This is a genomic window from Roseateles sp. P1_C1_2 (assembly GCF_056406535.1).
Map to the genome: position 1 here is coordinate 1 of NZ_JBFUAB010000008.1, position 23,605 is coordinate 23,605.

Annotated in this window: 10 protein-coding genes and 1 pseudogene; 8 read left to right on the forward strand and 3 right to left on the reverse strand. The window is 67.8% G+C overall.

The genetic code is table 11. The annotated features are described in order from the left end of the window. The 3 genes and pseudogenes from AC1D2H_RS09195 to AC1D2H_RS09205 all read left to right on the forward strand — a co-directional run. A pseudogene (locus AC1D2H_RS09195) lies at window positions 1-443 on the forward strand (hypothetical protein); the annotation flags it as partial. Window positions 444-786: 343 nt separating this feature from the next. Then, complete coding sequence (locus tag AC1D2H_RS09200) at window positions 787-16,320, forward strand: hypothetical protein (RefSeq protein ID WP_478010724.1); 15,534 nt, start codon at window positions 787-789, stop codon at window positions 16,318-16,320. A 194-nt stretch (window positions 16,321-16,514) separates the two neighbouring features. Beyond that, window positions 16,515-17,282, forward strand: coding sequence for a DUF2306 domain-containing protein (locus AC1D2H_RS09205; protein ID WP_478010725.1), 768 nt, complete (start codon window positions 16,515-16,517; stop codon window positions 17,280-17,282). Here AC1D2H_RS09205 and AC1D2H_RS09210 read toward each other — a convergent pair whose 3' ends face one another. Further along, window positions 17,283-18,329: a GSCFA domain-containing protein gene (locus AC1D2H_RS09210; RefSeq protein ID WP_478010726.1), complete on the reverse strand. Its 1,047-nt coding sequence runs from the start codon at window positions 18,327-18,329 to the stop codon at window positions 17,283-17,285. Then, window positions 18,313-19,125: a hypothetical protein gene (locus AC1D2H_RS09215; RefSeq protein WP_478010727.1), complete on the reverse strand. Its 813-nt coding sequence runs from the start codon at window positions 19,123-19,125 to the stop codon at window positions 18,313-18,315. Before AC1D2H_RS09215 ends, AC1D2H_RS09210 begins: the two co-directional genes overlap by 17 nt. A gap of 133 nt (window positions 19,126-19,258) precedes the next feature. On the opposite strand from AC1D2H_RS09215, the gene AC1D2H_RS09220 reads away from it, so the two are divergent. Genes AC1D2H_RS09220 through AC1D2H_RS09230 form a run of 3 tightly spaced genes read left to right on the forward strand, consistent with a single transcriptional unit; the run spans window position 19,259 to window position 21,383 of the window. After that, on the forward strand, window positions 19,259-19,900 hold the full coding sequence (locus AC1D2H_RS09220; RefSeq protein ID WP_478010728.1) for a glycosyltransferase family 32 protein: 642 nt from the start codon (window positions 19,259-19,261) through the stop codon (window positions 19,898-19,900). Then, the gene (locus AC1D2H_RS09225) at window positions 19,897-20,580 is read left to right on the forward strand and encodes a class I SAM-dependent methyltransferase (RefSeq protein WP_478010729.1); all 684 of its coding nucleotides are present in this window, start codon (window positions 19,897-19,899) and stop codon (window positions 20,578-20,580) included. The genes AC1D2H_RS09220 and AC1D2H_RS09225 overlap by 4 nt, the downstream gene beginning before the upstream one ends. An 8-nt stretch (window positions 20,581-20,588) precedes the next feature. After that, window positions 20,589-21,383 (forward strand): glycosyltransferase family 2 protein, encoded by a 795-nt coding sequence (locus AC1D2H_RS09230; RefSeq protein ID WP_478010730.1) that lies wholly within the window; start codon window positions 20,589-20,591, stop codon window positions 21,381-21,383. Between the two features lie 24 nt (window positions 21,384-21,407). Here AC1D2H_RS09230 and AC1D2H_RS09235 read toward each other — a convergent pair whose 3' ends face one another. After that, window positions 21,408-22,085, reverse strand: coding sequence for a Crp/Fnr family transcriptional regulator (locus AC1D2H_RS09235; RefSeq protein WP_477933959.1), 678 nt, complete (start codon window positions 22,083-22,085; stop codon window positions 21,408-21,410). A 157-nt stretch (window positions 22,086-22,242) separates the two neighbouring features. Here AC1D2H_RS09235 and AC1D2H_RS09240 point away from each other — a divergent pair, with 157 nt between their 5' ends. Beyond that, the gene (locus AC1D2H_RS09240; protein WP_478010731.1) at window positions 22,243-22,737 is read left to right on the forward strand and encodes a nuclear transport factor 2 family protein; all 495 of its coding nucleotides are present in this window, start codon (window positions 22,243-22,245) and stop codon (window positions 22,735-22,737) included. A gap of 132 nt (window positions 22,738-22,869) precedes the next feature. Further along, window positions 22,870-23,601 (forward strand): peptidoglycan-binding domain-containing protein, encoded by a 732-nt coding sequence (locus tag AC1D2H_RS09245; RefSeq protein ID WP_478010732.1) that lies wholly within the window; start codon window positions 22,870-22,872, stop codon window positions 23,599-23,601. The last annotated feature ends 4 nt before the right edge of the window (window positions 23,602-23,605 follow it).

Sequence of the window (23,605 nt, forward strand, 5' to 3'; positions counted from 1 at the left end):
CCAACTGGAAGCAGCTGCAGGTCTGGGTCGACGCCAACCACGACGGCAAGACCGACGCCGGCGAGCTGAAGACCCTGGACGAGCTGGGCATCACCTCGCTGGACCTGAACGCCAGCAAGGGTTCGGGCAGCGACAACGGCAACCTCATCGGCCTGGTGTCCAGCTACACGACGACCGACGGCGGCAAGCACGACGTGGCCGACGTCTGGTTCGCCAAGGATGTGCAGCCGCAGAAGGCCGACGACGGCAAGGACGCGACGGTCGGCCTGCACGACCTGCTGGCGCCGCCGACCGCCCCGCTGCTCGGCGCCGAGCACGTCGACCTGGCCAAGGCGGCGCTCCCGCATCCATCGGCCGACGCTCAAGCCCACCTCGCGGCCATCGACCGCAAGCTGGCCGAGGACGACGAGCACCGGCGCAACAACGGCGGCAACTGGGTATGAAGTTCGTGACTTCCTTCCACTCCGCCCGGCGATCCCGCCGAACGGTCGGCCCTGGGCCGGGAAAGCCGGCCTTTTTGCCGGTTGATCCCACGGGCTCATCCCTAGCATGACTGCACGGGAGCCTTCCGTCATGGCGCTCCGGCCGGGCTTGCCCGGCCGCGGCCGTGTCGGCAGGGGCCCGAATTGCAGATTTTTCGTGTCTCCGGCAGGTCGGGCGCTCCGCTCGACAGGCCTGGGCACTGATTCAGATCAGGACAACGCCTTCAGTTTCGAGGGCGGGCCAGCAATGGCTCAGTGCCGCCATGCCGCAAGGTCTGGCGGCCATCAGTACAGGTGAGAAAACATGTCAACCGTCATCCCCAGCCTTTCGACAGCTGTCATCGCGAGTCTCAGCACGGCGACGATCCGGGGGTGGTCGACGGAAGACTATGCGGCCCTGAGTACTGACCAGCTGATCGCGTTCACCACGGCCCAGGCCTCGGTGATCCTGTCCAGCAGCCTGGCCGTCCTGAAGAGCGACCAGATCCGCGCCTTCCAGACCGAAGACCTGCGGGCCATTGCCACCAGCGCCATCGCCGGTTTCAGCTCCGACCAGATCCTGGCGCTCAAGACCGACCAGGTCCAGGCCCTCAGCACCAACCAGATCGCGGTCCTGTCCACCGTCCAGATCCAGGGCCTGAACACCGCCGACATGGTGGCGCTGACGTCCGCCCAGATCGGCGCCCTGACGTCCAACCAGCTCGGCAACCTGTCCACGGCCCAGGTCGCCGCCATCGAGACGGGCGACATCAAGTCCATCACCACCGCGGCGCTGCGCAATCTGACGTCCACCCAGCTGGACGCCTTCACCAGCGACCAGCTGCGCGCCCTTTCCAGCGGGCAGGTCACTTCATTGACGACCAGCCAGATCAACACCCTGGGCACGGCCGACCTGAACAGCCTGACCAGCGGCCAGTTCGCCAACCTGACGACGGCCCAGGCCCAGGCCCTGACGGCCACCCAGCTCGGCAACCTCGCCACCGACAACCTGAATGCCCTGGGCACGGGCCATTTCGCCGTGCTGTCGTCCACCCAGTTCGGCGGACTGACCACCAGCCAGCTGGCCAAGCTGGAAACGGCCGACCTGCGCGCCGTCACGACGGCCGCCCTCAATGGCCTGTCCTCCGACCAGGTCGGCGCCCTGGCCAGCGACGCCGTCGGCTCGCTGACGACGGCCCAGGTCGCGTCCCTGGGTGCCAACCAGATCAAGGGCCTGACCACGGGTGACATGGTCGCCCTGACCTCGGCCCAGGTCGCCGCCATCAACTCGACCCAGGCCGGTGCCCTCTCCACGGCCCAGATCGCTGCCATCGAGACCGGCGACGTCAAGTCGCTGACGACCGGCGCCCTGCGCAACCTGAGCTCTGACCAGCTCGACGCCTTCACCAGCGACCAGCTGCGCGCGCTCTCCAGCGGTCAGGTCAATTCGCTGACGACCAGCCAGATCAACACGCTGGGCACGGCCGACCTGAACAGCCTGACCAGCAGCCAGTTCGCCAACCTGTCCACGGCCCAGGCCCAGGCACTGACCAACACCCAACTCGCCAACCTGGCGACCGACAACCTGAACGCCCTGGGCACGGGCCAGTTCGCGGCCCTGAACTCCAGCCAGTTCGGCGCGCTGACGACCAGCCAGCTCGGCAAGCTCGAAACGGCCGACCTGCGTGCCGTGACCACGGCTGCCCTGGGCGGCCTGTCCTCCGACCAGATCGGCGCGCTGGCCAGCGACGCCGTCGGCTCCATGACGACGGCCCAGGTGGCCTCGCTCAGCGCCAACCAGATCGACGGCTTGAACACGGGTGACATGGTCGCCCTGACCTCGGCCCAGGTCGCGTCGCTGACGTCCACCCAGGTCGGCAGCCTCTCCACCGCCCAGCTCGCCGCCATCGAGACGGCCGACATCAAGTCGCTGACGACCGGCGCGTTGCGCAATCTGTCGTCCACCCAGCTCGACGCCTTCACCAGCGACCAGTTGCGCGCCCTGAGCAGCGGCCAGGTCAATGCGCTGACGACGGCTCAGATCAATACGCTAGGCACGGCTGACCTGAACAGCCTGACCAGCAGCCAGTTCTCCAACCTGTCCACGGCCCAGGTCCAGGCGCTGACCAACACCCAGTTGGCCAACCTCGCGACGGACAACCTCAATGCGCTGGGCACGGCCCAGTTCGCCGCGCTGTCGTCTTCGCAGTTCGGCGCACTGACGACCAGCCAGCTGGCCAAGCTCGAAACCGCTGATCTGCGCGCCGTCACGACGGCCGCCCTGAACGGCCTGTCCTCCGACCAGATCGGTGCACTGGCCAGCGACGCCGTCGGCTCCCTGACGACGGCCCAGGTGGCCTCGCTCGGCGCCAACCAGATCGATGGCCTGACCACGGGCGACATGGTCGCCCTGACCTCGGCCCAGGTCGCCTCGCTGACCTCCACCCAGGCCGGCGGCCTGTCCACCGCCCAGATCGCCGCCATCGAGACGGCGGACATCAAGTCCATCACCACGGGCGCACTGCGCAATCTGTCGTCCGACCAGCTCGATGCCTTCACCAGCGACCAGCTGCGTGCGCTCAGCAGCGGCCAGGTCAACTCGCTGACGACCGCCCAGATCAACACCCTGGGCACGGCCGACCTGAACAGCCTGACCAGCAGCCAGTTTTCCAACCTGTCCTCGGGCCAGGTCCAGGCGCTGACCAACACCCAGCTCGCCAACCTGGCGACCGACAACCTCAACGCGCTGGGCACCGCCCAGTTCGCGGCCCTGAACTCCAGCCAGTTCGGCGCGCTGACCACCGGCCAGTTGGGCAAGCTCGAGACGGCTGACCTGCGTGCCGTCACGACGACCGCCCTGGGCGGCCTGTCCTCCGACCAGATCGGTTCGCTGGCCAGCGACGCCGTGGGTTCGATGACGACGGCCCAGGTCGCGTCGCTCACTGCCAACCAGGTCAAGGGCCTGACGACCGGCGACATGATCGCCCTGACCTCGGGTCAGGTCGCCGCGCTGAATTCCACGCAGGCGGGAACGCTGTCCACGGCCCAGATCGCAGCCATCGAGACGGCCGACGTCAAGTCGCTGACGACAGCCGCGCTGCGCAATCTGTCCTCCGACCAGCTCGACGCCTTCACCAGCGACCAGTTGCGCGCGCTGAGCAGCAGCCAGATCAATTCGCTGACCACGGCCCAGGTCAACACCCTCGGCACGGCTGACCTGAACAGTCTCACCAGCAGCCAGTTCGGCAACCTGTCCTCGGGCCAGGTCCAGGCCCTGACCAACACCCAGCTCGCCAACCTGGCGACCGACAACCTCAACGCCCTGGGCACCGCCCAGTTCGCAGCACTCAATTCCAGCCAGTTCGGCGCCCTGACCACCGGCCAGCTCGGCAAGCTCGAAACCGCCGACCTGCGCGCCGTCACGACCGCCGCCCTGAACGGCCTGTCTTCCGACCAGGTCGGCGCGCTGGCCAGCGACGCTGTCGGCTCCTTGACGACGGCTCAGGTGGCGTCGCTTGGCGCCAACCAGATCGATGGCCTGACCACGGGTGACATGGTCGCCCTGACCTCGGCCCAGGTCGCCGCGCTGAATTCCACGCAAGCCGGCAGCCTGTCCACCGCTCAGCTCGCCGCCATCGAGACGGCCGACGTCAAGTCGTTGACGACCGGCGCCCTGCGCAATCTGTCCTCCGACCAGCTCGACGCCTTCACCAGCGACCAGCTGCGTGCGCTGAGCAGCGGCCAGATCAATTCGCTGACCACGGCCCAGATCAACACCCTGGGCACGGCCGACCTGAACAGCCTGTCGACCGGCCAGTTCGCCAACCTGTCCTCGGGCCAGGCCCAGGCCCTGACCAACACCCAGCTCGCCAACCTGGCGACCGACAACCTCAATGCGCTGGGTACCGCTCAGTTCGGTGCGCTGAACTCCAGCCAGTTCGGCGCGCTGACCACCGGCCAGCTCGGCAAGCTCGAGACGGCCGACCTGCGTGCCGTCACGACGGCGGCCCTGAATGCGCTGAGCTCCGACCAGGTCGGCTCGCTGGCCAGCGATGCCGTCGGCTCGCTGACGACGGCGCAAGTGGCGTCGCTGGGCGCCACCCAGATCAAGGGCCTGACCACGGCCGACATGGTCGCCCTGACCTCGGGCCAGGTCGCCTCCCTGACCTCGGCCCAGGTGGCCAACCTGTCCACCGCCCAGATCGCGGCCATCGAGACGGGTGACATCAAGTCCCTGTCCACGGCTGCCCTGCGCAACTTCTCCACCGATCAGCTCGACGCGCTGACCAGCGACCAACTGCGCGCCCTGTCCTCGGCCCAGCTCAACGCGCTGAGCACCAGCCCGCAGTTCGCCAACCTCGGTACGGCCGACCTGAATGTGCTGACGACGGCCCAGATGGCCAATCTGTCGACGGCCCAGGTCCAGGCGCTGACCAACACCCAGCTCGCCAACCTGGCGACCGACAACCTCAACGCGCTGGGCACCGCCCAGTTCGCCACGCTGAACTCCAGCCAGTTCGGTGCACTGACGACCGGCCAGCTCGGCAAGCTCGAGACGGCCGACCTGCGCGCCGTCACGACGGCGGCCCTCAACGGCCTGTCCTCAGACCAGATCGGCTCACTGGCCAGCGACGCCGTCGGCTCGATGTCAACGGCACAGGTCGGCTCGCTGGGCACGGCCCAGCTCAAGGGTCTGACGACGGGCGACATGGTCGCCCTGACCTCGGCTCAAGTGGCTGCCATCAACTCGACGCAAGCCGGCACGCTGTCCACGGCCCAACTCGCCGCCATCGAGACCGGCGACATCAAGTCGCTGACGACCGGCGCCCTGCGCAATCTGTCCTCCGACCAGCTCGACGCCTTCACCAGCGACCAGCTGCGCGCCCTGAGCAGCAGCCAGGTCAACTCGCTGACGACTGCCCAGGTCAACACCCTGGGCACGGCCGACCTGAACAGCCTCACCAGTGGCCAGTTCGCCAATCTGTCCTCGGGCCAGGTCCAGGCGCTGACCAACACCCAGCTCGCCAACCTCGCCACCGACAACCTCAATGCGCTGGGCACCGCCCAGTTCGCCGCGCTGAACTCCAGCCAATTCGGTGCGCTGACCACCGGTCAGCTCGGCAAGCTCGAAACGGCCGATCTGCGCGCCGTCACGACCGCGGCTCTCAATGGCCTGTCTTCCGACCAGGTCGGTGCGCTGGCCAGCGACGCCGTCGGCTCCTTGACGACGGCGCAAGTCGCCTCCCTGGGCGCCAACCAGATCGATGGCTTGACCACGGGCGACATGGTCGCCCTGACCTCGGCTCAAGTGGCCGCCATCAACTCGACGCAAGCCGCCACGCTGTCCACGGCCCAGCTTGCCGCCATCGAGACGGCGGACGTCAAGTCGCTGACGACTGGCGCCTTGCGCAATCTGTCCTCCGACCAGCTCGACGCCTTCACCAGCGACCAGCTGCGTGCGCTGAGCAGCGGCCAGATCAATTCGCTGACGACGGCCCAGATCAACACCCTGGGCACGGCCGATCTGAACAGCCTGACCAGCAGCCAGTTCTCCAACCTGTCCTCGGGCCAGGTCCAGGCGCTGACGAATACCCAGCTTGCCAACCTGGCGACGGACAACCTCAACGCGCTGGGCACGGCCCAGTTCGCGGCGCTGAACTCCAGCCAGTTCGGTGCGCTGACGACCAGCCAGCTCGGCAAGCTCGAAACGGCCGACCTGCGTGCGGTCACGACGGCCGCCCTGAATGCGCTGAGCTCCGATCAGGTCGGCGCTCTCGCCAGCGACGCCGTCGGCTCGCTGACGACGGCCCAGGTGGCGTCGCTTGGCGCCACCCAGCTCGACGGTCTGACGACGGGCGACATGGTCGCCCTGACCTCGGCCCAGATCGCCGCCATCAACTCCACGCAAGCCGCCACGCTGTCCACGGCCCAGATCGCCGCCATCGAAACGGCGGACATCAAGTCCATCACCACCGGTGCGCTGCGCAACCTGAGCTCCGACCAGCTCGACGCCTTCACCAGCGACCAGTTGCGTGCCCTCAGCAGCAGCCAGATCAACTCGCTGACGACGTCCCAGGTCAATACGCTGGGCACGGCCGACCTGAACAGCCTCACCAGCAGCCAGTTCTCCAACCTGTCCTCGGGCCAGGTCCAGGCGCTGACCAACACCCAGCTCGCCAATCTGGCGACCGACAACCTGAACGCGCTGGGCACCGCCCAGTTCGCCGCGCTGAACTCCAGCCAGTTCGGCGCGCTGACCACCGGCCAGTTGGGCAAGCTCGAGACGGCCGACCTGCGCGCCGTCACGACGACCGCACTGAATGGCCTGTCCTCCGACCAGATCGGCGCGCTGGCCAGCGACGCCGTCGGCTCGATGACGACGGCCCAAGTCGGCTCGCTGGGCACGGCCCAGATCAAGGGCCTGACCACGGGCGACATGGTCGCCCTGACCTCGTCTCAGATCGCCGCCATCAACTCGACCCAGGCCGCCACCCTCTCGACCGCCCAGATCGCGGCCATCGAGACGGCCGACATCAAGTCGCTGACGACCGGCGCCCTGCGCAATCTGTCCTCCGACCAGCTCGACGCCTTCACCAGCGACCAGCTGCGCGCCCTGAGCAGCAGCCAGATCAATTCGCTGACGACGGCCCAGATCAACACGCTGGGCACAGCCGACCTGAACAGCCTCACCAGCAGCCAGTTCGCCAATCTGTCGTCCACACAGGTCCAGGCGCTGACGAATGCGCAGCTCGCCAATCTGGCGACTGACAACCTGAACGCGCTGGGCACCGCCCAGTTCGCGGCCCTGAACTCCAGCCAGTTCGGCGCGCTGACGACCAGCCAGCTCGGCAAGCTCGAAACGGCCGATCTGCGTGCCGTCACGACGACCGCGCTGAACGGCCTGTCCTCCGACCAGGTCGGCTCGCTGGCCAGCGACGCCGTCGGCTCGCTGACGACCGCACAGGTCGGCTCGCTGGGCACGGCCCAGATCAAGGGCCTGACCACCGGCGACATGGTTGCCCTGACCTCGTCCCAGGTCGCCGCCATCAACTCGACGCAGGCCGCTGCGCTCTCCACGGCCCAGATCGCCGCCATCGAGACCGCCGACGTCAAGTCCATCACCACCGGCGCGCTGCGCAACCTGTCGACCGACCAGCTCGACGCGCTGACCAGCGACCAGTTGCGCGCCCTGAGCTCGACCCAGCTCAATGCGCTGACCACCAGCCCGCAGCTCGTCAACCTGTCGACCGGCGATCTGAATGCGCTGACGACCGGCCAGATGGCCAATCTGTCGACGGCCCAGGTCCGCTCGCTGACGACCGACCAGCTCGGCAACCTGACGACCGACAACCTCAACGCCCTGGGCAGCTCGCAATTCGCGGCCCTGTCGTCCAGCCAGTTCGGCGCCTTGAGCACCAGCCAGCTCGGCAAGCTTGAAACCGCCGATCTGCGTGCCGTCACGACGACCGCCCTCAATGGCCTGTCCTCCGACCAGGTCGGCGCGCTGGCCAGCGATGCCGTCGGCTCCCTGACGACCGCACAAGTCGGTTCGCTGGGCACGGCCCAGATCAAGGGCCTGACCACGGGTGACATGGTCGCCCTGACCTCGGCCCAGGTCGCCTCGCTGACCTCGACCCAGGCCGCCACCCTCTCGACCGCCCAGATCGCGGCCATCGAGACGGCCGATATCAAGTCGCTGACGACCGGCGCCCTGCGCAATCTGTCGTCCGACCAGCTCGATGCCTTCACCAGCGACCAGCTGCGTGCGCTGAGCAGCGGCCAGATCAACTCGCTGACGACCGCCCAGATCAACACCCTGGGCACGGCCGACCTGAACAGCCTCACCAGCAGCCAGTTCGCCAATCTGTCGTCGACCCAGGTCCAGGCGCTGACGAATGCCCAACTCGCCAACCTGGCGACGGACAACCTCAACGCGCTGGGCACCGCCCAGTTCGCGGCCCTGAACTCCAGCCAGTTCGGCGCGCTGACGACCAGCCAGCTCGGCAAGCTCGAAACGGCCGATCTGCGCGCTGTCACGACGGCGGCCTTGAACGGCCTGTCTTCCGACCAGGTCGGTGCGCTGGCCAGCGACGCTGTCGGTTCCTTGACGACGGCCCAGGTGGCCTCCCTCGGCACCCTTCAGATCGACGGCCTGACCACGGGTGACATGGTCGCCCTGACCTCGTCGCAGATCGCCGCCATCAACTCGACCCAGGCCGGCAGCCTGTCCACGGCCCAGTTGGCGGCCATCGAGACGGCGGACATCAAGTCCATCACCACCGGCTCGCTGCGCAACCTGTCCTCGGACCAGCTCGACGCCTTCACCAGCGACCAGCTGCGTGCGCTGAGCAGCGGCCAGATCAACAGCCTGACGACGTCACAGGTCAATACGCTGGGCACGGCCGACCTGAACAGCCTCACCAGCGGCCAGTTCGGCAACCTGTCCTCGGGCCAGGTCCAGGCGCTGACCAACACCCAGCTCGCCAACCTGGCGACCGACAACCTGAATGCCTTGGGCACGTCGCAGTTCGCCGCGCTGAACTCCAGCCAGTTCGGTGCGCTGACGACCGGCCAGCTCGGCAAGCTCGAGACGGCCGACCTGCGTGCCGTCACAACGGCCGCGCTGAACGGCCTGTCTTCCGACCAGGTCGGTGCGCTGGCCAGCGATGCCGTCGGTTCGATGTCGACCGCACAGATCGGCTCGCTGGGCACGGCCCAGATCAAGGGTCTGACCACCGGTGACATGGTCGCCCTGACCTCGGGTCAGATCGCCGCGATCAACTCGACGCAAGCCGGCGTGCTGTCCACGGCCCAGATCGCCGCCATCGAGACCGCCGACGTCAAGTCCATCTCGACCGGCGCGCTGCGCAACCTGTCCACCGACCAGCTCGATGCGCTGACCAGTGACCAGCTGCGCGCACTGAGCTCGACCCAGCTCAATGCGCTGACCACCAGCCCGCAGCTCGTCAATCTCGCCACGGCGGACCTGAACGTGCTGACGACCGGCCAGATCGCGAACCTGTCGACGGCACAGGTCCGTGCGCTGACGACGGATCAGCTCGCCAATCTGTCGACCGACAACCTCAACGCGATGGGCACGGCCCAGTTCGCCGTCCTGAGCTCCAGCCAGTTCGGTGCGCTGACGACCGGCCAGCTCGGCAAGATGGAGACGGCCGATCTGCGCGCCGTCACGACCGCCGCGCTGAACGCGCTGAGCTCCGACCAGATGGGCGCGCTTGCCAGCGACGCCGTCGGCTCGCTGACGACAGCACAAGTGGGCTCGCTCGGCACGGCCCAGATCAAGGGCCTGACCACGGGTGACATGGTCGCCCTGACCTCGGCCCAGGTCGCGGCCATCAACTCGACCCAGGCCGCTGCGCTGTCCACGGCCCAGGTTGCCGCCATCGAGACCGCCGACATCAAGTCCATCGCGACGGGTGCCCTGCGCAATCTGTCGTCGGATCAACTGGACGCCTTCACCAGCGATCAGCTGCGTGCCCTCAGCAGCGGCCAGATCAACAGCCTCACGACGTCCCAAGTCAACACCCTGGGCACAGCCGATCTGAACAGCCTCACCAGCGGCCAGTTCGGCAATCTGTCCTCCGGCCAGGTCCAGGCCCTGACCAGCACCCAGCTCGCCAACCTGGCGACCGACAACCTGAATGCCCTGGGCACCGCCCAGTTCGCGGCCCTGAACTCCGGCCAGTTCGGTTCGCTGACCACCGCTCAGCTCGGCAAGCTCGAGACGGCCGATCTGCGTGCCGTCACGACGGCCGCGCTGAACGGCCTGTCTTCCGACCAGGTCGGCGCCCTGGCCAGCGATGCCGTCGGTTCGATGTCGACCGCCCAGGTCGGCTCGCTGGGCACGGCCCAGATCAAGGGCCTGACCACCGGTGACATGGTTGCCCTGACCTCGGGTCAGATCGCCGCGATCAACTCGACGCAAGCCGGCGTGCTGTCCACGGCCCAGATCGCCGCCATCGAGACCGCCGACGTCAAGTCCATCTCGACCGGCGCGCTGCGCAACCTGTCCACCGACCAGCTCGATGCGCTGACCAGCGACCAGCTGCGCGCGCTGAGCTCGACCCAGCTCAACGCGCTGACGACCAATCCGCAGGTCAACAACCTGGGTACGGCCGACCTGAATTCGCTGACCACCGGCCAGATCGCCAATCTGTCGACGGCCCAGGTCCGCGCGCTGACGACGGACCAGCTCGCCAACCTGACGACCGACAACCTGAATGCCATGGGCACCGCCCAGTTCGCGGCGCTGTCGTCCAGCCAGTTCGGTGCGCTGAGCACCGGCCAGCTCGGCAAGCTCGAGACGGCCGATCTGCGCGCCGTCACGACCGCCGCGCTGAACGGCCTGACCTCCGCCCAGATCGCCGCCCTGGCCAGTGACGCCGTCGGCTCGCTGAGCACCGCCCAGGTCGCCTCGCTGGGCACCGACCAGGTCAAGGGCCTGACCACGGGTGACATGGTCGCCCTGACCTCGGCCCAGGTCGCCGCCATCAACTCCACCCAGGCGGGTGTGCTGTCCACGGCCCAGATCGCCGCCATCGAGACGGCCGACGTCAAGTCGCTGTCCACCGCTGCGCTGCGCAATCTGTCCACGGACCAGCTGGATGCCCTCACGAGTGACCAGCTGCGCGCCCTGAGCTCGACCCAGCTCAATGCCCTGACCACCAGCCCGCAGCTGTCGAATCTGTCGACGGCCGACCTGAACTCGCTGACGACCGGCCAGATGGCCAATCTGTCGACGGCCCAGGTTCGCGCGCTGACCACCGACCAGCTCGGCCACCTCAGCACGGACAACCTCAACGCCCTGGGCACCGCCCAATTCGCGGCCCTCAGTTCCAGCCAGTTTGCCGGCCTCAGCACCAGCCAGCTCGGCAAGCTCGAGACGGCCGATCTGCGTGCCGTCACGACGGCCGCGCTGAACGGCCTGTCTTCCGACCAGGTCGGCGCACTGGCCAGCGATGCCGTCGGCTCGCTGTCCACCGCCCAGGTCGCCTCGCTGGGCAGCAGCCAGATCAAGGGCCTGACCACGGGTGACATGGTCGCCCTGACCTCGGCCCAGGTCGCGTCGCTGAACTCCACGCAGGCCGGCAGCCTGTCCACCGCCCAGATCGCCGCCATCGAGACCGCCGACATCAAGTCGCTGTCCACCGGCGCCCTGCGCAATCTGAGCTCCGACCAGCTCGACGCCTTCACCAGCGACCAGCTGCGTGCGCTGAGCAGCAGCCAGATCAACTCGCTGACGACCGCCCAGATCAACACCCTGGGCACGGCCGACCTGAACAGCCTGACCAGCAGCCAGTTCGGCAATCTGTCCTCCGCCCAGGTCCAGGCGCTGACGAGCACCCAGCTCGCCAACCTCTCGACCGACAACCTCAACGCCCTGGGCACGGCCCAGTTCGCCGCGCTGAACTCCGGCCAGTTCGTGGGCCTGAGCACCAGCCAGCTCGCCAAGCTCGAAACCGCCGACCTGCGTGCGGTGACGACGGCGGCCCTGAATGCGCTGAGCTCCGACCAGGTCGGCGCCTTGGCCAGCGATGCCGTCGGCGCGCTGTCCACCGCGCAGATCGCCTCCCTGGGTGCCAACCAGATCAAGGGCCTGACCACGGCCGACATGGTCGCCCTGACCTCGGCCCAGATCGCCGCCATCAACTCGACCCAGGTCGCCAGCCTCTCGACGGCCCAGATCGCGGCCATCGAGACGGGCGACATCAAGTCGCTGACGACCGCCGCGCTGCGCAACTTCTCGACCGACCAACTGGACGCCCTGACCAGCGACCAGCTGCGTGCGCTGTCTTCGGCCCAGCTCAATGCGCTGAGCACCAGCCCGCAGTTCGCCAACCTCGGTACGGCCGACCTGAACTCGCTGACGACCGCCCAGATCGCCAACCTGTCCACGGCCCAGGTCCAGGCGCTGACCAACACCCAGCTCGCCAACCTGACGACGGACAGCCTGAACGCGATGGGCAGCGCCCAGTTCGCCACGCTGAACTCCAGCCAGTTCGGCGCGCTGACCACTGGCCAACTCGCCAAGATGGAGACGGCCGACCTGCGTGCCGTGACCACCGCCGCGCTGAATGGCCTGTCCTCCGACCAGGTCGGCGCCCTGGCCAGTGATGCTGTCGGTTCGATGTCCACCGCACAGGTCGGCTCGTTGGGCACGGCCCAGATCAAGGGCTTGACGACGGGTGACATGGTCGCCCTGACCTCGGCCCAGATCGCCGCCATCAACTCGGCGCAAGCCGGCACGCTGTCGACAGCCCAGGTCGCCGCCATCGAGACGGCCGACGTCAAGTCGCTGACGACTGGCGCCCTGCGCAATCTGTCGTCCGACCAGTTGGACGCCTTCACCAGCGACCAGTTGCGTGCGCTGAGCAGCGGCCAGGTCAACAGCCTGACCACGAGCCAGATCAACACCCTGGGCACGGCCGACCTGAACAGCCTCACCAGCGGCCAGTTCGCCAACCTGTCCACGGCCCAAGTCCAGGCGCTGACCAACACCCAGCTGGGCAATCTGGCGACGGACAACCTCAACGCCCTGGGCAGCAGCCAGTTCGCAGCCCTGAACTCCAGCCAGTTCGGTGCGCTGACGACCGGCCAGCTCGGCAAGCTCGAGACGGCCGACCTGCGTGCCGTCACGACGGCCGCGCTGAATGGTCTGACCTCCGCCCAGATCGCCGCCCTGGCCAGCGATGCCGTTGGCGCGCTGACCACCGCGCAAGTGGCTTCGCTGGGCACGGCCCAGATCCAGGGCCTGAGCACAGCCGACATGGTGGCCCTGACCTCGGGCCAGATCGCCGCGATCAACTCGACGCAGGCCGCCAGCCTGTCCACGGCCCAGTTGGCCGCCATCGAGACGGGTGACATGAAGTCGCTGTCCACGGCGTCGCTGCGCAATCTGTCGACCGACCAGCTCGCCGCGCTGAGCAGCGACCAGCTGCGCGCCCTGTCCTCGGCCCAGCTCAATGCGCTGAGCACCAGCCCGCAGTTCGCCAACCTGTCCACCGCCAGCCTGAACTCGCTGACGACCGCCCAGGTCGCCAACCTGTCCACGGCCCAGGTCCAGGCGCTGACCAGCACGCAGATCGCCAACCTGGCGACCGACAGCCTCAACGCGATGAACTCGACGCAGTTCGGCGCGCTGGGTTCCAGCCAGTTTGGCGCGCTGACCACCGGCCAGCTGGCCAAGCTCGAAACCGCCGACCTGCGCGGCGTGACGACGGCCGCCCTGAATGCGCTGAGCTCCGACCAGATCGGCGCCCTGGCCAGCGATGCTGTCGGCACGCTGACCACGGCACAGGTCGGGTCGCTGGGCACGGCGCAGATCAAGGGCCTCAGCACGGCCGACATGGTGGCCCTGACCTCGACCCAGGTCGCGGCACTCAACTCGGCCCAGGCGGGCACCCTGTCCACGGCCCAGATCGCCGCCATCGAGACTGCCGACATCAAGTCGCTGTCGACCGGCGCGCTGCGCAACCTGAGCTCTGACCAGCTCGACGCCTTCACCAGCGACCAGCTGCGGGCACTTTCCAGCAACCAGGTCAACAGCCTGAGCACGAGCCAGATCAACACCCTGGGCACGGCCGACCTGAACAGCCTCACCAGCGGCCAGTTCGGCAATCTGTCGTCCACCCAGGTCCAGGCGCTGACCAACGCCCAGCTCGCCAACCTGGCGACGGACAACCTGAATGCCCTGGGTACATCGCAGTTCGCCGCGCTGAACTCCAGCCAGTTCGGTGCACTGACCACCGGCCAGCTCGGCAAGCTCGAGACGGCCGACCTGCGCGCGGTGTCCACCGCGGCGCTGAACGCGCTGAGCTCCGACCAGGTCGCGGCCCTCGCCAGCGACGCCGTCGGCTCCATGAGCGCGACGCAGATCGGGGCGCTGGGCACGACCCAGATCCAGGGTCTGAGCACGGGCGACATGGTGGCCCTGACGTCGACGCAGATCGCCGCGATCAACTCGGTCCAGGCGGATGTGCTGTCCACGGCCCAGATCGCTGCCATCGAGACCGCCGACATCAAGTCGCTGTCCACGGCCGCGCTGCGCACGCTGACGTCCGACCAGCTTGACGCCTTCACCAGCGACCAGCTGCGCGCCCTCAGCAGCACGCAGATCAACAACCTGACGACGTCGCAGATCAACACCCTGGGCACGGCCGACCTGAACAGCCTGAGCACCGGCCAGTTCGCCAACCTGTCGTCTGCCCAGGCCCAGGCGCTGAACACCACCCAGCTCGGCAACCTGGGTACCGACAGCCTCAATGCCCTGGGCACCGGCCAGTTCGCGGCGCTGGATTCGGACCAGATCGGCTCGCTGACCACCGCCCAGGTCGGCAAGCTCGAGACGGCCGATCTGCGCGCCATCACGACGGCGGCCCTTGCCGGCCTGGACTCCGACCAGTTCGCGGCCATGTCGACCGACCACATCGCCGCCCTGACCACGGCCCAGGTGTTCTCGCTGACGACCGGCCAGCTCGACGGCTTCTCGGCCGCCGACATGAAGGCCATGGACTCGGCGCAGATCTCCATGCTGTCGACCGCGCATGTGGCCTCGCTGTCCACCGATCAGATCGTGGCCATCGACGCCGCCGACCTGGCCAAGCTGTCCACCGCCTCGCTGCGTGCCATCACCGACACCCAGCTCGCGGCGCTGACGACCGACCAGCTGACCGGCCTGGCCGGCCGCGTCAACGTGCTGACGACGAGCCAGATCAACCATCTGTCGACCGATGACCTGAACTCGTTCACCGCCTCGCAGTTCTCGGTGATGAACTCCAGCCAGGTCCAGGCCTTCAGTACCGACCAGATGAAGGCGCTGGAGACCGACGACCTGCGCGCCCTGACCACGGCCAACTTCGCGGCCCTGAGCAATGCGCAGATCGACGCCATCACGACGGCCCAGTTCCAGACGCTGAAGGTGACCCAGATCACCGCGCTGACGACCGACCAGGCCGTCGCGCTGACGACCGACCAGATCCATGCCATCACGACCGACCAGGTCGCGGGCCTGGAAACCCGCGACATCGCGGCGATGAGCATGACCCAGCTCGATGCGCTGAGTGCCGCCGCGGTCGGCGAGATGAACGGCGCCCAGCTGGACGCCTACTTCTCCAAGACCCCGATCGTGCTGGACCTGGACGGCCACGGCATCAACACGCTGGCCGCGGCCCAGGGCGTCAACTTCGACCTGATCGGCACCGGCCACGCGGACAAGGTCGGCTGGATCGCCGGCGGCGATGGCCTGCTCGTCATGGACCGCAATCATGACGGCGTCATCAACAACGGTGGCGAGCTCTTCGGCATGGGCACCATCCTGGCCAACGGCAAGCATGCCAAGGACGGCTATGCCGCCATGGCCGAGCAGGACAGCAACCACGACGGCAAGCTCGACAGCCACGACRCCAACTGGAAGCAGCTGCAGGTCTGGGTCGACGCCAACCACGACGGCAAGACCGACGCCGGCGAGCTGAAGTCACTCGACGAAGTGGGCATCGCCTCCCTCGACCTGAATGCCGCCAAGGGCTCCGGTGCAGACAACGGCAACCTCATCGGCCTGGTGTCCAGCTACACGACGACCGACGGCGGCAAGCACGACATGGCCGACGTCTGGTTCACCAAGGACGTGCAGCCGCAAAAGGCCGATGACGGCAAGGACGCGACGGTCGGCCTGCACGACCTGCTGGCCCCGCCGAGCGCCTCCCTGCTCGGCTCCGAGCCTGTCGACCTGGCCAAGGCAGCCGTGCCGCATCCGGCGGCCGACGCACACCTTGCGGCCATCGACCGCAAGCTGGCCGAGGACGACGAGCACCGCCGCAACAACGGCGGCAACTGGATCTAAGCTGATCTCCTGACGCCGGCACGGGGTGCCGGCCCTCGCAGGCCCTGCGGAGCAATCCGCAGGGCCTGTTTATTTCCGCCTGTCGGCCGCCGCTGCAGTTCGTCAAGGTCCCGCTGCGGCCCGTCGGCCCGCCGGCGACCCCGCGCGCGGCGCTGCGAAGAATGCCGCCGGCCATCACGCCAGCAGGAGCTTCCATGAGCACCGTCAGCAGCCCCAGCCGCCCGCTCGCCAGCGCGGCCGGTCTCTGGTTTCTCGTCGCCGCCACCGGCCTGGCCATCTTCGCCAGCTACATCGGCATCAGCTATGGCCGTGCCGCCCTCGGTGGGCCACCCGGCCAGGCCCGCTGGGTGGCGGGGGACTGGCTGGGCAATGGATTGCTCAGCGTGCACCTCGTCTTCGCGCTGTTGATGACGGGCATCGGCGTGTTGCAGCTCATTCCGCCGCTGCGGCGCAATGCGCCGGCCCTGCACCGCAACCTCGGCCGCGTCTTCATGGTGGGCGCCCTGCTGGGCACCGTCAGCGGCTTCTACCTCGTGTGGGTGAAGGGCACCGTCGGCGGCTTCACGATGCATTTCGCCATCAGCCTCAACGGCCTGCTCATCCTCGCCTTCGCGGGGCTGGCCTGGCGCGACGCGCGGGCCCGTCGCTTCACCGAGCACCGGCGCTGGGCCCTGCGCCTCTTCATGGCGGTCAACGGTGTCTGGTTCTTCCGCGTCGGGCTGATGCTGTGGCTGATGGTCTGGCGGGCGCCGGTGGGCTTCGACCCCAAGACCTTCACCGGCCCCTTCGTCGACGCGCTGAGCTTTGCGCAGTTCCTGCTGCCGCTGGCCGTGCTGGAGCTCTATCTGCGCGCCCGCGGCCGGGCCAGGGTGCTGGCAGTGACGCTGGTGCTGCTGAGCCTGGCGATGGCCGTCGGCATCTTCGGCGCGGCGATGGGCATGTGGCTGCCGCGCCTGATGTGATCAGGGCCTGTCGTTCAGCAGCTCTTCGCACTCGACCTGGGCTGCGGCGGCGGCCTGGGCCGCCAGCGTCGATGCGACGGCGGCCACGCGCTCGCCCGACTCGACGAAGGCCGCCGAGAACTGGCGCATCACATGGTCGACGCCCCGCGGCGAGACCTCGCGCAGATCGCCTTCGAGGTATTGGCCGAAGCTCTGGGCCGACGCGATGATCTCGAAGGAAGGGAAGTACTCGACGCTCTCGTGCGCGTCCGCAAAGCGCCCTGCCACCGCACGCAGCACGGCCTTGGAGTAGCTGGAGGCGACGATGACCGGGTGCTGGGTGGCCGTGGCGACCAGGGGCACCGGCGACACGGTGACGATCCAGCGCATGCCCGGGTTCACAGCGGCGACGAACTCGCGCACCCACTCCAGGTCGGCCAGGATCTCCGGATACTCGAAGTTCACGAAGCCATGGCGCGCGGCGTCGAACTCGCCCGCCGCCGTGCCCGGGCAGACCGGGAAGACGATGCCACCGCCCTGCTCCACCCAGGCCTCTGTCAGGCCCAGCGTGAAGACGAAGACGTCGCACTCGGTGAACAGCCGCCTCACCTGGGCCAGATGCCAGGCACGGTCGGCGCGCAGATCGGCCAGGCTGTCATAGCCGCCGGCCTGGATGCGAGGGCGCAGGCCGTCGAAGAAACGGCCTTTCTCGGTCAGCACGGGGCTGTCGTCCGCGCGCAGGCCAAAGGCGAACTCGACCAACTGGCGCAGCTGGCGCACCGTGTACACATTGGCATAGCGGGCCGAGAACACGCCGTACTGCAGCTCCCGCGCACGCTCGGGTGTGACGCCCGCAGGCGCCTGCTCGACCACCCAGTGGCTGAGGCCAAAGCTCTCCAGCCGCCTGGCCATGTGCTGGGCAAAACAGGAGCCGGCGGTCGCGATCTTCAGCGACGGAGTCAGCTTGAACTTGGTGCTGGGCTTGAAGTCGAGCTGGCCCCAGGCCTGGGCGCTGACGGTCTTGCGCCAGAAGGCTCCAGCCGGCATCTGCTCATAGGGATGAGGCATGCGCGAGCACCTCCCGTATCTGTTGCGCCAGCAGCTCGGCATAAAGCTCGTTGCCATGCAGGCAGCCGCGCGCGAATTCGGCCTTGAGGCCGCCGTTCTCCGTCAGAGCGCCTGCGGGCGGCGCAATGCTGACGACGCCCACCTGGGCCAGTCGCTGGTTCAGGTCGCCGTACATCAGCCGGTAGATGCGCTGGCGCATCGCGAACGGCTTGATGCCATGCACCGCGAACAGCGCGCCGAAGGCCTCGGGATTGGCCAGGATGTGCTCGTGCGACTCCACCGGCGGCGGCGCCGGCACATGCACGATGCGGGCACGCGGGAACTGCTGGCGCAGCGCCAGGTGCGTCGTCCACAGTGGCTCGGCGATCTGCCGCACCCATTCCAGCGCATCGGCGCGCGACATCCAGCGCCGCCCCGCCTCCATCTGGCCGTCGTCGCCCAGGAAGTCGGCGTGCGAGGGGTCGTCGACGAGGGCGGCGATGGCGAACTCCTGGCCGCGCAGCAGCGAGAAGATGACGTCGGCCTCGGCGGGGATATGGCCCAGCACGCCGCTCAGCACGTCGGGGATGTAGAGCACCCCCTCCTTGAGCAGCGGCGGCGGCCCGGCCACGGGAGTGTTGTAGAGCACATGCTCGCCGCGCCAGCCGGCCGGCGCCTCCAGCTCGATGGGCTCGCGAAACGGCACGCCCGTCGACCAGACGGAGCGGTATTTGGCCGATGACACCGGCTCGATATAGCGGTCGATCAGGCCAAAGAGGTGCGAGCTGCCGATGGCAACGAAAAGCCGTGGGGTCATGATGCTGGGGCCAAGCATAGGCGAGGCCAATCGCCCACCCAGAAGGCAAAAGGGCAAACAATGGGCCTCAGTTCCGGGCTAGCGACGCCGGGCCGCGGCCGGATACTGCGCTGGATAGGCTCAGGAGAGCACCATGATCCCCAAGACCATCCACATCATCTGGGTCGGCGACGAATCCAAACGACCGGACAACTGCATAGCCACCTGGCGGGCCCACAACCCCGACTGGGAACTCAAGATCTGGGGCAATGCCGAACTGATGTCCTACGGCTGGTACAACGCCGACCACATCCGTGCCATGTCGGGCCGCGAGCTCAATGGCGTCGCCGACATCATGCGCTGGGAGATCCTGTTCCGCGAAGGCGGCTTCGTCGTCGATGCCGACAGCATCTGCCGCCGCYCGCTCGAGCCCTGGCTGTTCGACTGCGAGGCCTGCGCCTGCTGGGAGAACGAGATCATCCGCCCCAGCCTGATCGCGGCGGGCTATGTCGCCTCCGAGCCGCAGAACCCCTTCTTCCGCCAGCTCATCCTGGACCTGAAGGAAAAGCCCACGGTCATCGACCGCATGGCCTGGCAGAGCGTCGGGCCGCTCTACCTGACCGAGGCCCACCGCAAATACAACTACATCAACCTGACGATCTGGCCCAGCCACTTCTTCATTCCCCAGCACTACTCCGGCATCCGCTACAGCGGCAAGGGGCCCGTGTTCGCCGACCAGGAATGGGGCAGCACGCGCCGGAACTACGACGAGTTGCATACACGGAGCGTGGCATGAGCCAGACGACGACGTCCCCTGAAACCGAGCGCGGCCCCAGGCCGGCCCTGTGTCAGCCCGAAGGCCTGCCGCCGGTGTCGGCGCTGGAGCGCGCCCACTCGCCCTATTTCGTGCACCGCATTCCCGTCAGCCGCCAGCTGATGGGCCATCCGCGCGTGGCGGTGCTGCAGGAGATGTGCCGCGGCAAGCGCGTGCTGCACGTGGGCTGCGTCGACTGGCCCATCACTGACCTGAACCGCTCCCTGCACCTGCAGCTCGATCAGGTCTGCCAGCTCGATGGCTTCGACATCCATGACGAGGCCTTCCCGCACATGCTGCCGCATCTGAAGGGCCGGCTGTTCTCGTCCTGGGACCAGGTCAAGGACGACTACGACCTCGTGCTGGTGCCCGAGGTGCTGGAACATGTGCCCGACGTGAAGGGTTTCCTGGAGCAGCTCGACCGTGTCGGCGCCAAGGAATACGTCATCACCGTGCCCGACGCCTACAGCTGCTTCAGCCGCCACTTCGATTACCAGACGGAGGCCGAGACCTTTGTCGAAGTCGTGCACCCCGACCACAACTGCTGGTACACGCCCTACACGCTGGCCAACGTCATCCACAAGTACACGACGCTGGACCTGCAGGGCATCTGGTTCTTCAACAACATCTCGCTGCTGGCGATCGCCCGCCGCAAGGTGTGAACGCGGCGATGCCGTCGCCCTTCTTCTCGATCGTCATGGCCACGCACGACCGGCCGGCCACGCTGGCCCGGGCGATCGCCTCGCTGCGCGCCCAGACCTGCACCGACTTCGAGATCCTGCTGGTGGCCGACGCGCTGGACACTGAAACGGCCGCCGTCATCGCCCGCGATCTCGGCCCGGACGACAGTTTCCTGAAGCGCAGCGGCGCCAATGGCCCCGCCGAGAGCCGCAACCGCGGCCTGGCCCTGGCGCGCGGCGAATGGGTCATCTTCCTGGACGACGACGACACTTTCGAGCCCCATCACCTGGCCACCTTGAAACCGCATTGCGAGCGCGCGGATGCCCAGGTGCTGTTCACCGACATCACCGTCGTCACCGAGGACCGCCAGCTGGCCGGCATCCCCGAGCTGGGCCGCCAGACCACGCCGCTGGCGGGCGCCGACGTCAACACGCTGTGGGTCAAGAATTTCATCCCGCTGCACTGCCTGGCCTACCGGCGCAGCCTGCTGCAGGGCTTGAGCTTCGACGCCCATCTGGCCTCCCAGGAAGACTGGGACTGGCTGCTCGGCGTCTGCTCGCGCGCCCTGCCCCGCCACATCGCCGGCGGTGGCGCCGTCATGCACAAGGACTATGTGAACCCCGGCGCCCGCCGCGGCCAGCAGGAGGCGTCCAACAACACGACCGTGGTGCTGGACTTCCTGCATGTCTACCGCCGCTGGCCGGCACCGACACCCGAGCTGAAGGCGGCGCGGGCCGGCCTGCTCAAGGGTGTGGGCCTGGCCTTGCCGGTGGAGTGGTTCTAGAGGCTTCTGGGGCCACTTGCCGGCCTATCGGCTTCTCAGGCCCTCGACGTCGATGACGCAAATGCCCTGTCGACGGGTTTCGATCAGCCCGGCGGCTTCCAGGCGTTTCAGCGCCGCATTCGCCCGCTGCCGGGACACGCCCGCCAGCAGCCCGATTTCGCTCTGGCTCAGCAGCAGCAGTTTGGAGCGGTTGGGGTAGAGATAGGGATCGAAAAGGCTGGCCAGCATGTGCGCGACCCTGGAGTCGATGCTGGTCAGACGCCCGATCGCCAGCAGCGCCATGAAGTGGCCGAGCCGGGCGTTCAACAGACGCGCGACGAACTGATTGAACGCCAGGCTGCTGTCCAGCAGCCACTGGAAGACATGCAAGGGGATCAGCGCCACCTTGGTCTCGCGCTGGGCCACGGCGTCGTACTGCCAGATGCCCTGCTTCATCAGCGTGCCTTCGCCGAACCAGGTTTCCGAGCTGGCCGCGGTCAGGGCCGTTTCCTCGCCGCGTTCGCTGACGACCTTCTGCACCACCAGTCCGTCCATGATGCCGACCCAGTAGCTCGCTTCGCCGCCGGCGCGCACGATGGACTGGCCCGGGAAATACACCCGCTCGATGGCGCCCGCCAGCACCAGATCGAGATCGCCCGGCGCCAGCGTCCGGCCCCAGGGCGACGTGCGGATGAAGGTGTAGAGGTCCCCGGAGGCTTGCATCGGCGGTCTGTCCATCGAAGGAGTATGCAGACATCGCGCGCCCTGTCGCGGCGATAGCCGGCCTGTCGCTGCGTTGTCACCGCCTGTCGCAGCAGCGGGGCGCGCCCGGCGGCCTGCCACGAGGATGCGGCCTTCCCATCCCACCCGAGGCCCATCGATGATCGCTCCCCTCCACCGCCTTCTCGTCGCCACGCTCGCCGGCGTCACGATGCTTGCCGCCCAGGCGGCGGACACCCCAGCGCCCGAAGAGCTGACAGCCACCGTGGCCGCGCTGGACGCAGCAGCTTTCGAAGCCTTCAACCATTGCGAGGCCCCCGGCCAGCTCGATCGCTACGCGAGCTTCTTCGACCCCAACGTCGAGTTCTATCACGACAACGGCGGCGTCTCGTGGACGCGCGACGTGATGATCGCCCAGACCCGGGCCAACGTCTGCGGCAAGTTCCAGCGCGAGCTGGTGCCGGGCACGCTGAAGGTCTGGCCCATCAAGGGCTACGGCGCGCTGGCCCGCGGCGAGCACCGTTTCTGCCACTACAAGCCAGGCGGCACGACCCACCCCTGCGAAGGCCGCGCCGAGTTCACCATGCTGTGGCGCCAGCAAGGCACCACGTGGACGATCACGCGGGCCTTCAGCTACGGGCATGGATCGAACTGACTTGGCCACCGAGGCGCCGCATCCTCAACGCTGAGGACTGGAGGTGTGGACAGCGGCTGAAGCTGCCCACACCATCCGCTCACCTGCGAGGAGGATCAGATGCCCTACGGCGACCGGGTCTTGAAGAAAGACATGAGTGGCGACGACGTCGCCGAGCTGCAACTCCGGCTGGCCGGCTTTCGGGGCACGCTGCCCGATGGCGACTTCGGCCCGGGAACGGAGCTCCAGGTCAAGGCATTCCAGAAAGACTACATGGGCATGGCCTCGCCGACCAGCGTGGTCGACCGGGCCACCTTCCTGGCCATCGACGACATGGCCCGCAAATTCCCCATCGACTTCGCGCAGCTGCGCTGCCCTTGCGGCGTCTGCGGCGGCTTCGGTCAGGGCAAGTTCAAGGGGCTCTACATGAATGGCGGCAAGGGCCAGGAGCAGTTCCATCGCTACGAGTACCCCGGCATTCACCGGATGATTCTTTGGGCGGCTCGCGGCCTGTTCTCCTACCGCCGCGAGCTCAGGTTCTCGTTCACGTCGGGCTATCGCTGCAGCGTCGAGAACGAGCGCAAGGGCCGCACCACCACCAACCATCACGGCAAGGCCGTGGACATCGACATCGCCCTCTCGCCCGACATGGGAAAGCGCGAGGACATGGAGCGCTGCAACGAGATCAGGGGCCTGCTGGTCGAGAAATCCAATGCCCAGGTCGGCTGGCTGGGCAGCAATCGCAAGTCCCTGGAGCCGGCCGATATCGCGCCGACGTGGGTGCATTACGACGTGCGCAGCTACGAGCCCAAATACCTGAAGGACCTGCATTTCTGCACCGACCAGAACAGCCTCGACCAGCGCCTGCCCATTGCCGTGGCCTAGCTGT